Here is a 14,700-nt window from a genome sequence, read left to right as displayed (position 1 = left end):
AGCCACAGCTGCCGCATGTCGGCGAGCCGGCCGGCGCGGGCCAGCATGGCCATTTCGGCGACGGGCACGCTCTCCGGCGGGACCGGCAGTTCGGCGTCAATCGGCGCACCGATCACCACCACGCGCTCCAGCCCGGCCGGCCGCGCCGCCGCACTCCTCGAAGATGCGGCGTCCAAGCCCGCCGCATGCGCCAACGCCACCTTGCCGCCCTGGCTCAACCCGACGAGATGATAGCGCGTCAATCCCAGCGCGGCGGCGACACGGGCGACGTCGGCCGGCTCCTCGGCCAGATCGGCGGGCGCGCTCGACTCGCCAAAGCCACGCCGGTCCACGGCCACCAGGGTGAAACGGTCTGCCAGCGCCGCCTGCCCGCGCCACTGGCGCCGGTCCAGCGTCCAGCCATGCCACAGGATGATGGCCGGCCCCTGACCGGCCACTTCCACAATCAGGTCGCCGCCTGGCACCGCAATGCGATGGACCCTCCCGGCAGCGAAGGCGCCATCCACCGCGGCAGACGACGCCAATGCTGTCACGCCGCCTCGCGCCGGAAATTGTTGTTGTTGGTGTGATCGCCGGCCAGCCAGCGCTTCAGTTCGGCATGGGCGTTGGCGCGGCGCGTGGCATCCAGCGCCGGGTCCAGCGCTTCCGGCGCGTCATAGGTGAATTCCAGGATCATGCCGTTGGGATCAACCACATAAACCGAACGGCAATAGCCATGTTCCAGCACATAGGTCTGCGGTTCGGCGATGCCGGCAGCCTTGATACGGGCCTCCAGATCGGCCTGCGTTTCCTTGTCCACATGCAGGGCGATGTGGATGAACGGGCTCGACGGAATCTCCGGGCCAAATTCGGCCTGGTCAGCCGGATCGGCAAACTGGAAGAAGGCCAGGCACGAGCCATCGTTCAGCTCGAAGAACACATGGCAATAGGTGCGCAGCTTGCCGAACAGCTCATCGGCTTCCGTCCAGGTCGCGATCAGCGGCAGGCCGATCACGTCTTCATAGAAAGCGCGCGTGGCTTCCAGATCCTTGGTCACATAGGCGGTGTGGTGCAGGCGGTTCGGGCGACGGGTGATGGTCATGTGAGTCTCCTCCTCCCCAAGGATAATCAGCGCAGCGGCTCAGCCAAACAGCTTCTTCGCAATCTCGGCGGTGTGCTTGCCCTGGAAACGCGCGCCATCGAGTTCGTTGGCCGACGGTTGCCGGCTGCCATCACCGGCGGCGAGCGTCGAGGCGCCGTAAGGCGTTCCGCCGCTAATCTCGGTCATGATGCTGTTGCCGGCAAAGCTGTAGGGCAGGCCAACGATGATCATGCCGTGGTGCAGCAGCGTGGTGTGGATGCTGGTCAGCGTGGTTTCCTGGCCGCCGTGCTGGCTGGCGGTCGAAACGAACGCCCCGCCCAGCTTGCCGATCAGTGCGCCCTTGGCCCACAGGCCGCCGGTCTGATCGAGGAAGTTGCGCATCTGGGCGGCCATGTTGCCGAAACGGGTCGGCGTGCCGATGATGATGGCGTCATACTCGGCCAGTTCATTGGGATCGGCGATGTCGGCGTCCTGCGTGGTCTTGTAATGAAAGGCGGCGGCGGTGTCGGCGGGCACCAGTTCCGGCACCCGCTTCACCACGGCCTCCACGCCATCAACGCTGGCCGCGCCCTCGGCCACGGCCTTCGCCATGGTCTCCACATGCCCCCACGAGGAATAATAGAGAACGAGAATGCGGGCCATTTACATGCCTTCCGATCAGAAGTTGAAGCTGGCTTCGATGCCATAGCGGCGCGGGCGCGCCTTGAACACGAAACCACCCGGGGAGAATTCAGCGTTGTAGATTTCATTGAACAGATTCTGGCTGAATGCCGTCACACTCCAGCGCTTGGTCGAAACGCCCAGGCGGGCATCGACGATGTTTACCGGATTGCGGCTGGTCGAGTTTTCAACATCCCACCAGGTGCGGCCGATGCGGCGATAATCAACGCGGGCGTTGAGATCGACATCATCAGTGATCGGCGTGACATAATTGATGCCGGCATTCAGCGTGTAGCGGCTGATCAGCGGCAATTCGTTGCCGATATAGGCCGGGTTGCCGAACTGCTTGATATTGCTGTCGGTATAACCAAGGCCGGCGCTGATATCGAGGCCCTTGACGGGCCGCAGGTTCAACTCGGCTTCAAAGCCCTTGATCTGCGCCAACGGCACGTTGCCGAGGTTCTGGGTCGAGTTGGCGGCCAGGAAGACGAAGAAATAGCTGTTTTCCGTGCGGGTCGAGAAGGCCGCGGCGTTGAAGGTCAGCAGCTTGTCGCTGGTCTGCGTCTTGATGCCGGCTTCGAAGGTTTCGGCCACTTCGGCATTGAAGATGTCGTTGACGCCAACGATGCCGTTGCTGGCCGCGACCGCGCCCACGCCGGTCTGGTTGAAGCCGCCGGAACGGAAACCGCGGCTCCAGCCACCATAGAGCGTGATATTGTCGATCGGCTTCCAGGTCAGCGTGACCTTGGGCTGCCAGGACTGGAAGCTGCGGCGACGCAACTCGCCGGTCACGCCTTGCGGGAAGCCGGGCACGTTGGGCAGGAAGGCCGTGGGGGTGAGCGTGGTGTTCTTGCGGGTGTCCCGGTCATAGCGCAGCGAGGCATCAATGCGCAGCTGCTCGTTGATCTTCCAGCTGGTGTTGCCGAACACGGCCCAGGCGAAATTGTCCTGGCTGTCGGCGAGGAAGCTGAACTGCGGGTTGAGCGGGTTGGTGCTCGGCGTGGTGTAGACCGGGAACACGCCGGCGCCGGTGTCGATCATGTTGCCGGTGGAGATATAGCGCTTTGTGCCGACCATGTAGGTGCCGACAGTGAACTGCAGCGGCTTGTCGGCCGGCGATTCATAGCGCAGCTCGTTCGACCAGGCGTCAACCTTGAGGAACTGGCTCTGGTTGAGGTCGAAGCCAAAGAACTGGAAGAACAGCGATTCCGGGATCGGCAGGAAGTTGAAGGCATCGCCGGTCAGGATCTCGGTCAGGCTGTCATAGGCGAGCACGTTCGACACGGTGCCGAAATCGCCGCTGTACTTCAGCTTCACCGCGCCGCTCCACATCTCGCGGTCGTTCTGGCCGCGGTTGTTGACGCGCACCGGCAGCGAGGTGTCGTTCACATCATTGACGATGTTGAAATAGAGCGCCTGGGTCTGCAGGTTGGAATAGGCAAGGCGGAAATCGACATCGAGGCCGGCGGCCGGGTTCCACAGCAGGTTGGCGCGCAGGTTGAGATCCTTGATCGGATCGGCCTTCTCGTTGAGGAACGTGTTCTGGATGAAACCGTCGGTATCATACCAGCTGCCGGCAACGCGGAACTTCAGATCCTTGCCGATCGGGCCCGACAGGTTGCCGCGCACATAATAGCCAAAGCCATTGTCGATGCCGGCGGTAAACTTGCCCGACAGTTCGTCGGTCGGCGCCTTGGAGCGGATGATGATGGCGCCGCCGATGGCGTTGCGGCCATAGAGGCCGCCCTGCGGGCCCTTCAGCACTTCGATCTGCTCGACGTCGAACAGCTCCTGGTTGAACTGGGCCGGGTTCACCTGCTGGATGCCATCGACGATGACGGCGACCGACGGCTCGCTGTTGCGGGCCTGGGTGATGCCACGGATGATGACGAAGGCGTTGCCGGCGTTCTGGGTCTCGACCAGGTTGACGTTGCTGGTCAGGCCGATGAAATCGGACGGGCGCTCGATGCCGGCCGACTGGATGGCGGCGGCGTTGAAAGCGGTGATCGCCGCCGGGGTGTTCTGCAGCGTGTCGGCACGGCGGGTGGCGGTGACGATGATTTCGCCGCTGTCGGCGGTGGCGGCGGTCTGAGCGGCCACGGGCAACGCCAGCGCGGCCAGTGCCGAACCGGCCAGCAGTCGGATGGCGGAACGGACGAAAATCCTGTTGGTCATGTGAACCTCCCCAATATGGCCGGCGCCGGCTGTTCCCCCGGGCGCGTGCATTGACCTGATTGGCGCTTAACTCTTCGTCATGCGAAGTCAAGTTCGATATGCGAAACTCACTGCGGCACGGTGCCGGCTGTGGCACGGCGGCAACGCCTGCGCGGATGGTGGGCCAACCGCCGGGCACAAGCGGCCAGCCATGGCCCACCGGCGCGGCCCGGCCGGCCAGCAGTGCATTGCCGCCGGCCAGCAGATGGACACGGCGGGACTCCGTTCAGCGGCCAGCGAGCGAGCGGGCAAGCTGCGGGAAGCGCCGCAATTCGGCGGTGATGGCGTCGGCGGCGTCGGCCAGCAGTGGCAGCCGGGTGCGCACCAGCTCGTCCTGGCTGATGCGGGTGGTGGAGGTGGAGCAGTTGATCGCCGCCACCACCTGGCCGGCAGCATCGAAGAGCGGCACCGCCACCGAGACGATGCCATAATCCAGCTCATCCAGCGCACTGTCATAGCGGCGCTCGCGGATGGTCTGCAGGCGGCTGCGGAAGGCCGACGCCTCGGTGATGGTGCGCTCGGTCAGCCGCGGCAGCGGGCCACCGTCCACAAACGCGTCGATCGCCGCATCCCCTTGAAAAGCAAGGATGACCTTGCCCATCGAGGTGGCATGCAGCGGAAAGCGCGTGCCCACCCCGGCACCAAGCCGGATGCGCCGGTTGGACGGGATGTGGCAGACATAGAGGATCTCGCGGCCCGAGCGCACGGCGAGGCTGACCGAATCGCCGGTGGCCTGGCCCAGCGCCTGCAGCGGCGGCACCGCCACACTTTCGATATTCATCGACGAAAGATAGGCTGAACCAAAGGTCAGCACCTCAGGCGTCAGCAGGAAGCGGCGCCCATCCTGGCGGATATAACCCAGCGCAACCAGCGTGTTGAGGCAGCGTCTTGCCACGGCCGGTGAAAGATCGGTGGCCGCCGCCACGTCCGACAGCGCCATCTCCGGGCGGGTGGCATCGAAGGCGCGCAGCACCTTCAGGCCCCGCTCCAGCGTGCTCAGATACTCGGGATCCTTCTCGGCCGTCATCGCGCCTTATTCGGCTGCTTCGGCCCGGCGTCCAAGCACTTCTTCATTGTCCTGCCCCAGCAGGGGCGGCGCCGTCACCGTCAGGCTGCGCTGGCCATCGAAGCTGATCGGCGAGCGGATGGTGCGGAATTCGCCCATCGGGCCAGGCGCCGAAATCTCCAGCTGCAGATGTCTTGCCTGTTCGTTTTCAAGCACTTCCACGCTGGTGGCGACCGGCGCCGACGGCACTTCCAGGCGGCGCAGCGTCGCCAGCCACTCGGCGCGTGGCCGGCTGGCGAAGATCGGCGCGAGGTGGGCGACGACATCCTCATAATGGGCGATGCGGGCATCGCGGCTGGCAAAAGCCGGCAGCTGCAGCATCTCGGGCTGGCCAACGGCTTCTGCCAGATTTTCCCAGAACTTAGGCGGCGAGCTCATGTGGAGGGCCAGCCACAGGCCGTCGCTGCACTGGAACACATAGGATTGCGAAACATGCGGGCGCGACCAGGCATCCATCACCTGATCGGCGGCAAAAAGATGTGTAAAATCATCGAGATTGAAGTGCGCCATGGCCTCGAACATCGAGGTTTCGACAAGCCGCCCCTGCCCGGTCTGCGCCCGCTGGTACAGCGCCGCCATCACACCCTGGGCAGTGTAGAAGCCGGTCATCATGTCGCCAATCGCCGGGCCGACAACACGCGGGTGAACCGGGTTCACCAGCAGGCGCAGGAAGCCGCTGGCAGCCTGGGCCACCGTGTCGAACGCCGGCCGGTCCGCATCGGGGCCACTGGCACCGAAACCGGAGATGCTGGCATAGATCAGCCGCGGGTTGAGCGCGTGCAGCCGCTCCCAATCCACCCCCAGTTTTTTCGCCACACCAGGCCGGAAATTCTGAATGAAAACATCGGCTTCACGCATCAGCGCATCAAACGCCGCCAGATCATCGGCGCCGCGCGTATCGAGCGTGATCGACTGCTTGTTGCGGTTCCACGTCTGGAAATGCGGCGAGTAAAGCGTGCCCTTGTAGGCCCGGAACGGATCGCCGCTGCCGGGCTGTTCCACCTTGATCACCCTGGCCCCCAGATCGGCCAGCAGCATGCCGGCACACGGCCCGGTGATGAAGGTGCCCATTTCCAGCACCGTCACCCCGGCGAGCGGCAACGCGCTCTTTTCGTTGGCCGTCCCATCCATCACTATCGTCCCCAACTGCTGGCCATTTGTATCAAAACGTGTCCCGGCGCTGGCCCGCAGTGCCCGGCGGCTGGCCGGGAGTACAGCGCCGCTGGCCGGGCGTAACCGCGGTGTCCCGGCATTTTGCCGCCAACGAGTCTCCGGGGCGCGCCCGTCTTGCCCACCATATGAATTTCGCATATCGAAGGCAAGTTCGTATTTCGAAATTCAGGAAGCCCCACCCATGCGCATCGGCAAGCAGGACGCCCCCTTCACCGCCATCTGCACGTCAGACGCCCACAGCATCACCGTGCGCGGGCGGGACCTCACCGGCGAGATCATCGGCAACACCGATTTCACCAGCTATTTCTGGCTGCTCGTCACCGGCCAGGCGCCCACCGACACGCAGAAGTTCTTCGCCAACGCCGTCCTGTGCGCCATCGCCGAGCACGGCCTCGTCCCCTCCGTCGTCGCTGCGCGGATGACCTATGCCGCCGCCCCCGAAGCCTTCCACGGCGCGGTGGCCGCCGGCCTGCTCGGCTGCGGCAGCGTCGTCCTCGGCTCGGCCGAAGTCGCCGGGCGCTTCCTGGCGCAAGTTGTCGAAAGCGGCGAACCGGCCGCCGAAGTGAAGGCCCTGCGCGAACAGAAGAAAGCCATCCCCGGCTTTGGCCACCCGCAACACAGCGACGGCGACCCCCGCGCCAACCTGCTCCTGCGCCTCGCCGCCGAACACGGCATCGAAGGGCCGCACATCGGCGCCCTCAAGGCCATCCAGGCCGCCCTGCCCGACGCCATCGGCCGCAGCCTGCCCATCAACGTCAACGGCGCCATCCCCGCGGTCATGCTCGACGTCGGCTTCCCCCTCGCCGCCCTCAAAGGCATCTCCCTCCTCGCCCGCACCGCCAGCCTGATCGGCCACCTGCAGGAAGAGACGCAGCGCCCGATCGGCTTCATCATGAGCGGCGCGGCCGCGGCGGCGATCAGCTACGACGGGGCCTAGGCGCTTCGGTCCCGGCATTGCCGGTCAATAACGCTCCTTGATCTTCTTCTTGGAATCCGCTGTCAGTCCCGGAAAGACATCGGTGGCATAGGTCAGCGAATTGAAATCGACATCATCGATCACGTGCGCCGTCTGGCCCGGCCAGTCGTCATGCGTCCACGGCGGCAAGGCATAGCCAAGCTGCAGGGTGATATGGACCCGGCGTTCGGAGTCGCTGACGTGGCGACCGCATTTCACATAAACCTGACCACCGGTTTTCGAGAAATAATAGCGCAAGACCTCGGCACTGGCGCTGTTGGCGATCATCGATTCGACCAGTTCCTTCTCCTTGGCCTCAGGAAATCGCATCAACTCATTGGAATAGGCATACCAGCCTGGGCCCCAATTGATCGACATCGCCAAACTCCTCGCAACGAAACTCTGCGCGACATGCCAGCGCTCAAGCTATTCTATCGCAGATGATCTGTGCCGCAACTGGCACGCAGCGATTATTTCGATGCAAGATCCCCTGATGACCCGTTGGCTGCTTACGGCCGAGCTCAGGCCAGGGCGCCGCGACGCCGCCTCGCCACCAGGCCCACCGCACCGAAGCCGGCCAGCAGCATGGCCCAGCTGGCCGGCTCCGGCACACTCGCGGTGAAGCCGGCGCCACCGAGGAAATCCGCGACTTCGGCGTTGGTGCCATCCAGCGCCGGGTTCACCCGCTGCCGGCTCCACAGTGTGAAGCTGTAATCCTCGAAGGCAAAGCCGCGCGAAGGCAACAAGGCGAACGGCGCGAAGCCGCTGATGCTGTTGCCATTCAGGCTGAGCACGCCGGGCAGGTTGGTGATGGCTGGTGGCCCTGCGGCCGGAAAGGCCGCGACCCGCGCATCGCCATTGCCGAACATCACGAACACCGCATCGAAGTTGACGTTGCCGCCAATGCTGGGCGAGCCGAAGCTGAGCCGTGGGGTTCCAGCCCCCCGGTTGATGCCCCACACGTAAAGCTGGCCGGTTGTCTGGCCCACTGGGCCGTTTGTGGTGACCGAGAATTCAAAACCAGTGGCCCGCCGCACCACGGACGCTGCCACCAGATCCATGGCCCCCAAATGGGGGCCACTATACGTGGCCAGATAATCACCCTGCGGATCGGTCACGGTCGCCATTGCCTGTAACGACGGCAGCAGCAAGGCAGAAGCAAGAATGAAGAAACGCGCCGGCTTGATCATCATCTTTCCCCATCGAACAACATGCAGAACGATTGCCGCAGCCAGTCCCGACCGCGCCGCCAAATGCTTGATCAGCTGACGGCAATTGGCGATGATGAAGTGCTGATCATTTCCTGATGATCGTCTGTCCAGCCTGGGAGCGCGACGTTGGACCGGCCCAAATCTGCCTGGTTTCCCGTTCAGGATCAGATGCTTGTGCTGGGTGATCTGGCGCTAGATGCATCCGCCCGCACCATCACCGGCCCAATTGCCAGTTGCACGCTGGAGCCGCAGGTGATGCGCGTGTTCCAGGCGCTCGCTGCCACCCCCGGCACGGTGCATTCGCGCGAGCAGTTGCTGGAACGCTGCTGGGATGGCGTGTTCGTTGGGGAAGACAGCCTGAACCGGGCCATCGCTGCGATACGCCGGGCGCTGCGGGAGAGCGGCACCAGCCAGGTCGAGATCGAGACGCTGAGCAAGACCGGCTATCGCCTGCGGCTCAGCCATGGCGACGAGCCTCCCGCCGCCCTGCCCGCGACCTCGCACCCGCACCCCACCGCCGGCCCGGCAAGCCTGTCGCGGCGCGCCCTGCTGGTGGCCAGCGGCGCTGTAGCTGCCGGTGCCGCTGCGTGGTGGGCATGGGATCGTTCAGCCACGCAGCGGCGGACGGATGCACTGGTGACGCAAGCCCGCGACCAGTGGCGCCTGGGCAATTCCGCTGAAGCCCGTGCGGGCATCGCGGCCGCAGAGCAGGCCGTGGCCATTGACCCTGCCCAAGCCGCCGCATGGGGCATGCTGGCCGTGCTGCAACGCGAATGGTCGGAAAATGGCCCGGCGGAGGACGCGCAGCGGGCATTGGAGCGATGCCTGGCCGCCATTGCGCAGGCGCTGGAACTGGATGGAGACCAGGGGGAGGCCCTCGCTGCGCGGGCGATGATCCCGCCCATCTTTGGCGACTGGTGGCAGTCGCGCCTGCGGTTGCAGGCGGTGTTGCGCCAGGTGCCTGATCAGCCGCAGGCACTGGATGCCCTTGGGCTGCTGCAGGGATCGACCGGCGCCATGGCAGACGCGCTCGCCACCAGCGAGCGGCAGGCGGCCAACGACCCGCTGGCCGCCGTTTACCAGCACAAGCTGATCTATCGCCTGTGGGCGAATGGCCGGCTGCGCGACATGGACAGGGCCGCCGATCGTGCCATCACCCTGTGGCCCACGCATTTCAGCATCTGGATGGCGCGGATGTGGACCTATGGCTACACCGGGCGTGCCGATGCCGCCCTGCGCATGCTGGAAGAGCCCATGGCCGCCCGCAATCTGCCGCCGCCCCTGCTCCGGCTGTTCCGCACCACCGAGACCGCACTGGGCAGCCAGCGCGCCGGCGATATTGCGGCGGCGGTGGATGAAAACCGCAAACTTGCCGCGGCCGGCATTGGCCCGGCGGTGATGGCGATCCAGCATCTGGCCGTGCTGGGCGCGGCTGATGCCGCCCTTGCGGTGGCACGGGGCTTTCTGGCCGGCGAAGGCCAGGCCGCGGTGCGCCTTGCGCCTGATCCGCGCTACGCCACCAGTCTCAACGAGCAGCACCGCCGCAAGACGCTGGTGCTGTTCATACCGGCCACCGCCAACCTGCGCGCGCATCCCGGATTCATGCCGCTGGTGGAACGCATCGGCATGGCGGATTACTGGGCGAAGGCCGGGGTGACGCCTGATTTCAGGGCACTGGGCAAAAGATCCGGATCGACCTGATTCACGACAGGGCCGCCCCGAAACAAACGGGTGCAGGGCCTCAAGTCCCTGCCCGCCGGAGGACCCCTTCCCTTCCTGCCCGCCGCGCGCCAGAGTGGCGACCAATCGCACAAGGGGAGATGAGGGCCATGTTGTTTCCGACCTCGCTGGTGGGCAGTTATCCGCAGCCGGACTGGTTGATTGACCGCGAGAAGCTGGCCGGGCGGTTTCCGCCGCGGGTGCGGGCGTTGGAGTTGTGGCGGGTGGCGCCGGATTATCTGGCGCAGGCGCAGGATGATGCGACGATCATCGCCATTCGTGACCAGGAGCGCGCCGGGCTGGACATCATCACCGATGGCGAGATGCGGCGGGAGAGTTATTCCAATCGCTTTGCGACGGCGCTCGATGGGGTTGATCTCGACAATCCGGGGGTGGCGCTCGACCGGTCGGGCCATCCCAATCCGGTGCCGCGGGTGACGGGCAATATCCGGCGGCGCCATGCCGTGGAGGTGCGCGATGTGCAGTTTCTGCGCGCCAACACCGATCGGCGCATCAAGATCACCGTGCCGGGCCCCTTTACCATGAGCTGCCAGGCGCAGAATGATTTTTACGCCAGCGAGCGCGAGATGGCGCTGGATTATGCCGCCGCCGTGAACGCCGAGATCCGCGATCTGTTCGCGGCCGGGGCGGACGTGGTGCAGATTGACGAGCCTTATATGCAGGCGCGGCCCGAGAAGGCGCGCGAGTACGGCCTGGAGGCGGTGAATGCCGCGCTGGACGGCATTTCGGGTGAGACGGCGCTGCACATCTGCTTTGGCTATGCCGCGATCATTCACGAGCGGCCGGCGGGCTATAACTTCCTGCCCGAGCTGGCCGGTTCGACCGTGAACGGCGTGAGCATCGAGACGGCGCAGTCCAACCTCGACACCAGCATCCTGACGTCGCTGGCGGGCAAGACCATCATCCTGGGGGTGATCGATCTTTCCGATCCGGCGGTGGAGACGGCGGAGACGGTGGCGGCGCGCATCCGCCGGGCGCTGCCGCATGTGGACCCGGCCAAGGTGATCATCGCGCCCGATTGCGGGATGAAATATCTGCCGCGCGAGACCGCCTTCGGGAAGATGCAGGCGATGGTGGCGGGCGCGGCGATCGTGCGGGCAGAACTGGGAGGCTGAGGCCCCTCTCCCTACTTCCAGAACATCTTCGTGGCGATGCGGGCGCCTTCGGCCATCGCCGCCATCTTGGCCCACACCACGTCCGGGTCCACCCCGCCTGATCCGGCGTGGATGGAGAAGCCGCAATCGATGCCGGCCTGCACGTTGTCGCGGCCGACCAGGTGGGCGTAGCGGGCGATGCGCTGGGCGATGAGCTCGGGGTGTTCGATATAGGGGCTCTGGCATTCGACGACGCCGGGGATGAGCTTCTTGCCGTCGGGCAGTTTGACGTGCTCGAACACCGCGAATTCGTGGGCGTGGCGCGGGTTGGCGGCTTCGAACTGGATGGCGTGCGGGCGGGCCTTCCAGACGACGTCGACAATGTCTTGCAAGGGCACGTCGCAATGGTGCGGGCCGGGGTAGTTGCCCCAGCACAGGTGCATGCGCATCTGTTCGGGTGCGATGTTGCGCGTGGCGTGGTTGAGGGCGGCGATGTTGAGCTCCATCGCGTCGCGGAAGCCATTGAGATCACGGTCGCGGAACTGGGTGTGGCGGCCCATGGCGAGATCGGGGCAATCGACCTGGAGCATGATGCCGGCGCCAACAATGGCTTCATATTCGTGGCGCAGCCCTTCGGCGAGCGCCATCACATAATCTTCATCGGTCGCGTAATAGTCGTTGCGGAAGAACAGCGCGGTGACGCCGGGCGAAGCGGCCGACATGAAGGCCTGACGCCCGGGGTGGGCGGCCAGCGCGTTGTTGAGATTGGCGGCGTCGAGCTTCACCGCCTCCATGTCCTTCACAGTGATGGGGGCGTTGCAGGCCGGCGTCTTGCGGTGCTTGCGGCCTTCATCGCCAAAGATGCGCTGCTTGACGCCGGGGAAATCCTCGATGTCCTGAAACACATAGCTTGTGCCACTGCCGCCAAAGCCGGTGAGGCGATCCTTGATGTAGGTGGCATAGCTGGGCTTGGACTGTTCGCCATCGTTGATGATGTCGATGCCGGCTTCGGCCTGCTTGCCCACCACATAGGCGACCGCCTGTTCGATGCGCCGGGTGAGCGCCGAATCGTCCACGGTCTGGCCCTCTTCGCGGGCGATGATCTGATCGAGCAGATCGGCGGCGCGCGGCAGGCTGCCGACGTGGGTGGTGAGAAAACGGTCTGCCATGATGATGCCCCCAATTGATGGCCGGGGGCATAGCGAGCGTGCGCCGCCGGCGCCAGAGGGCTGCGGCAATCGTGGCCGCCGGATAACGTGAATCGAGACTGCAAATTCACGTGCTTTTCACGCTCATCTCACGAAACTTTGGCTTCGCGTGAGCGCCCTCGCTTTAGCTTCGCATTCGCAATGTGCTGGTGTGTGTCAGCGTTTGCCGGATCCCTTGGTGCGTGCCCGCGCCAGGACGATCTGTTCCGATGCCCGGGCTGGCTGCTGCGGCGACGACCCACGCCAAGGCGCTGGCAACAGGCATCCGGCGTGCAGCCCGTTCCGGCGGGTGTGGCATTGCCTGCTGGCCAAGTCCGCGGCGGGAGCTGGCGGCTGGCGGGGACGGCAGGACAGGCCGCACCATATCCCTTGCCGGGACGGGCTGCGCCCGCAATCCCCTCGGGGCGAGGCCTTGCCGCCAAGCGATCCGCTTCCCGACCGGGAACGACTTCACGGCAAGGGCTCGCCCTCTTCTTTCCGGGCAATCACTCATGATCTGAACGGGATGGCCGGCGGCGAATGCGGTTGGCATCGGTTGTTGGCTGGGGCGCCAGGATTCGAACCTGGGAATGGCGGTACCAAAAACCGCTGCCTTACCGCTTGGCGACGCCCCAGCAGCCGGCCGTGGCGGCTGAGGGCTGCCGGTTAGGCAATCGCGGGCGCTTTGCCAAGCCCTTCTTTGCCGCATCCCGGCCGGCCGGGTGATTTGACAGGGCAGCGCCGTCGCGCCAGCATCGGGCCCATGAACAACGCCATCCGTCTCTCCGAAAAATGGTTCGTGCGCGCGCTCTGGCTGATCAGCCTGGTGTTCGCCTTCTTCCTGATCGGGCTGGGCAATGCCGTGGTCGGCGATCTGCCGCAGGTGGAGCAGGCGCTCTCGCTCGAGCAGTTCCTGGGCCCCGAGGCGCAGCCGCTGCAGCAGCAGCAGGACGGCGCGCGCGACAAGCGGCTGGCGGCCGAGGCGGCGCTGGAACAGGCCGAGCTGAAGCGCACAGGCGCGCTGAAGGAATATGAGGCCGCGCGGGCCACCTTCGACAATTGGGTGGCCACCCGACAGGCGACGGGCCGGGCCGATCAGGATGCCGAACTGAAGGCCCGCACCGCCGCGCTCGATGCCCTGAAGGCCACCGAAACCGCCGCCACCCGCGCCAGCGAGGCCGAGCGGCAGAAACTGCTCGACGCCCAGCAGGCCGAGCAGCGCGCCGAAGCCGCCATGGTCCCGCTGCGTGACGCGGCCCAGGCCAAGCTGGAGGACGCGTTGCAGGCCAGCGAACTGCGCGTCTTCCTCTATCGCCTGGCCATCACCCTGCCCCTGCTGGTGATCGCCGGGCTGCTGTTCGTGAAGGCGCGCAAAGGCCGCTGGTGGCCCTTTGCCTGGGGCTTCATCTTCTTCGCGCTGTTCACCTTCTTCGTCGAACTCGTGCCCTATCTGCCCAGCTATGGCGGCTATGTCCGCTATTCGGTCGGCATCATCGTCACGCTGCTGGTCGGGCGCTGGGCGATCATCGAGCTGAACAAATATCTGGAGCGCCAGAAACTGGCCGAGGCCCAGCCCGACACGGTGCGCCGGCAGGACCTGGCCTACGACCAGGCGCTGGCCCGACTGGCCAAGGGCGTCTGCCCCGGCTGCGAGCGGCCGGTGGACCTGAAGAATCCCGAGATCGACTTCTGCCCGCACTGCGGCATCGGCCTCTATGAGAAATGCCACAGCTGCAGCGCGCGCAAGGGCACCTTCTCGCCCTTCTGCCACAAATGCGGAGCAAAGGCGGACCCGGCCTAGGCGCGCGCCAGCAGGCGCTTGGCCTGTTCCACGTGGAGGATCTCCACCATCTGCCCATCCAGCGTGGCGACCCCGCGGCCGGCTGACAAGGCCGCCTCATAGGCCGCGATCAGTGCCTTGGCGTGGGCGACCTCTTCGGCTGAGGGCGAAAAGACGGCGTTGCAGGGATCGACCTGGCTGGGGTGGATCAGCGTCTTGCCGTCAAAGCCCAGCAATTTGCCCTGCGCCGCCTCGGCCCGGAACGCCTCCTCGTTGCGGAACTCCGTACACACCCCGTCGAAACAGGCGATGCCGGCTGCCCGCGCGGCGAGCACGATGGCGGACAGGCTGTAGAGCAAGGGCGTGCGCTGGGCGTCGCTGCCGCAGTTGAGCGCCTTGGCCAGATCGGCCATGCCGGCAACCAGCCCGGCGATGCCCGGCGTGGCGGCAATGGCGGCGGCGTTGAGCACGCCGGCCGGCGTTTCGATCATCGCCAGCACCGGCCGGCCGCCAGCGCGCCGCACCACGTCGGCGGCTTC

The 14,700-nt window shown here is 65.7% G+C and carries 14 protein-coding genes and 1 tRNA gene; 4 read left to right on the top strand and 11 right to left on the bottom strand.

What is annotated here, in order from left to right:
- The 6 genes from GJ693_RS08185 to GJ693_RS08160 all read right to left on the bottom strand — a co-directional run.
- On the bottom strand, nucleotides 1-533 hold a 533-nt coding region (locus tag GJ693_RS08185), incomplete at its 3' end, for an alpha/beta fold hydrolase (RefSeq protein ID WP_156255824.1).
- Nucleotides 530-1,081 carry a VOC family protein gene (locus GJ693_RS08180; RefSeq protein WP_156255823.1) on the bottom strand — a complete coding sequence of 184 codons (552 nt, stop codon included), beginning with the start codon at nucleotides 1,079-1,081 and terminating at the stop codon, nucleotides 530-532. The genes GJ693_RS08180 and GJ693_RS08185, both read right to left, overlap by 4 nt.
- A 39-nt stretch (nucleotides 1,082-1,120) precedes the next feature.
- Nucleotides 1,121-1,723 carry an NAD(P)H:quinone oxidoreductase gene (gene wrbA, locus GJ693_RS08175; RefSeq protein ID WP_156255822.1) on the bottom strand — a complete coding sequence of 201 codons (603 nt, stop codon included), beginning with the start codon at nucleotides 1,721-1,723 and terminating at the stop codon, nucleotides 1,121-1,123.
- Between the two features lie 15 nt (nucleotides 1,724-1,738).
- Nucleotides 1,739-3,916, bottom strand: coding sequence for a TonB-dependent receptor (locus GJ693_RS08170; protein ID WP_156255821.1), 2,178 nt, complete (start codon nucleotides 3,914-3,916; stop codon nucleotides 1,739-1,741).
- Nucleotides 3,917-4,181: 265 nt separating this feature from the next.
- Nucleotides 4,182-4,982 carry an IclR family transcriptional regulator gene (locus tag GJ693_RS08165; RefSeq protein WP_156255820.1) on the bottom strand — a complete coding sequence of 267 codons (801 nt, stop codon included), beginning with the start codon at nucleotides 4,980-4,982 and terminating at the stop codon, nucleotides 4,182-4,184.
- 6 nt (nucleotides 4,983-4,988) lie between these two features.
- The gene (locus tag GJ693_RS08160) at nucleotides 4,989-6,152 is read right to left on the bottom strand and encodes a CaiB/BaiF CoA transferase family protein (RefSeq protein ID WP_156255819.1); all 1,164 of its coding nucleotides are present in this window, start codon (nucleotides 6,150-6,152) and stop codon (nucleotides 4,989-4,991) included.
- Nucleotides 6,153-6,375: 223 nt separating this feature from the next.
- Between GJ693_RS08160 and GJ693_RS08155 the strand changes: the two genes are divergently transcribed.
- Nucleotides 6,376-7,131, top strand: a complete 756-nt coding sequence (locus GJ693_RS08155; RefSeq protein ID WP_156255818.1) for a citryl-CoA lyase — start codon at nucleotides 6,376-6,378, stop codon at nucleotides 7,129-7,131.
- A gap of 24 nt (nucleotides 7,132-7,155) precedes the next feature.
- On the opposite strand, the gene GJ693_RS08150 is transcribed toward GJ693_RS08155, so the two are convergent.
- Nucleotides 7,156-7,527, bottom strand: a complete 372-nt coding sequence (locus GJ693_RS08150) for a hypothetical protein (RefSeq protein WP_156255817.1) — start codon at nucleotides 7,525-7,527, stop codon at nucleotides 7,156-7,158.
- 143 nt (nucleotides 7,528-7,670) lie between these two features.
- The gene (locus GJ693_RS16835; RefSeq protein ID WP_235902747.1) at nucleotides 7,671-8,342 is read right to left on the bottom strand and encodes a PEPxxWA-CTERM sorting domain-containing protein; all 672 of its coding nucleotides are present in this window, start codon (nucleotides 8,340-8,342) and stop codon (nucleotides 7,671-7,673) included.
- Between the two features lie 186 nt (nucleotides 8,343-8,528).
- Between GJ693_RS16835 and GJ693_RS08140 the strand changes: the two genes are divergently transcribed.
- Both GJ693_RS08140 and GJ693_RS08135 read left to right on the top strand, forming a co-directional pair.
- Complete coding sequence (locus GJ693_RS08140) at nucleotides 8,529-10,061, top strand: winged helix-turn-helix domain-containing protein (protein WP_156255816.1); 1,533 nt, start codon at nucleotides 8,529-8,531, stop codon at nucleotides 10,059-10,061.
- 128 nt (nucleotides 10,062-10,189) lie between these two features.
- Nucleotides 10,190-11,215: a uroporphyrinogen decarboxylase family protein gene (locus GJ693_RS08135; protein WP_156255815.1), complete on the top strand. Its 1,026-nt coding sequence runs from the start codon at nucleotides 10,190-10,192 to the stop codon at nucleotides 11,213-11,215.
- Between the two features lie 11 nt (nucleotides 11,216-11,226).
- Here GJ693_RS08135 and GJ693_RS08130 read toward each other — a convergent pair whose 3' ends face one another.
- Together GJ693_RS08130 and GJ693_RS08125 are read right to left on the bottom strand one after the other, a co-directional pair.
- Nucleotides 11,227-12,363, bottom strand: a complete 1,137-nt coding sequence (locus GJ693_RS08130) for a cobalamin-independent methionine synthase II family protein (RefSeq protein ID WP_156255814.1) — start codon at nucleotides 12,361-12,363, stop codon at nucleotides 11,227-11,229.
- A gap of 578 nt (nucleotides 12,364-12,941) precedes the next feature.
- Nucleotides 12,942-13,016: transfer RNA gene (locus GJ693_RS08125), tRNA-Gln, on the bottom strand.
- Between the two features lie 128 nt (nucleotides 13,017-13,144).
- On the opposite strand from GJ693_RS08125, the gene GJ693_RS08120 reads away from it, so the two are divergent.
- Entirely contained in the window at nucleotides 13,145-14,182 is a 1,038-nt protein-coding gene (locus GJ693_RS08120; RefSeq protein WP_156255813.1) for a serine endopeptidase, read from the top strand.
- Here the strand turns inward: GJ693_RS08120 and GJ693_RS08115 are convergent.
- Nucleotides 14,179-14,700, bottom strand: a 522-nt coding sequence (locus GJ693_RS08115) for an HpcH/HpaI aldolase/citrate lyase family protein (RefSeq protein ID WP_197042053.1), incomplete at its 5' end; no start/stop codon positions are given. The genes GJ693_RS08120 and GJ693_RS08115 overlap by 4 nt on opposite strands.

Source organism: Sandarakinorhabdus oryzae, assembly GCF_009733735.1.
In the GTDB taxonomy this organism is placed as follows: Bacteria; Pseudomonadota; Alphaproteobacteria; order Sphingomonadales; family Sphingomonadaceae; genus Sandarakinorhabdus; species Sandarakinorhabdus oryzae.
Note: the sequence above shows the minus strand (reverse complement) of the source record. Positions and strands in the feature narration are given on the sequence as shown.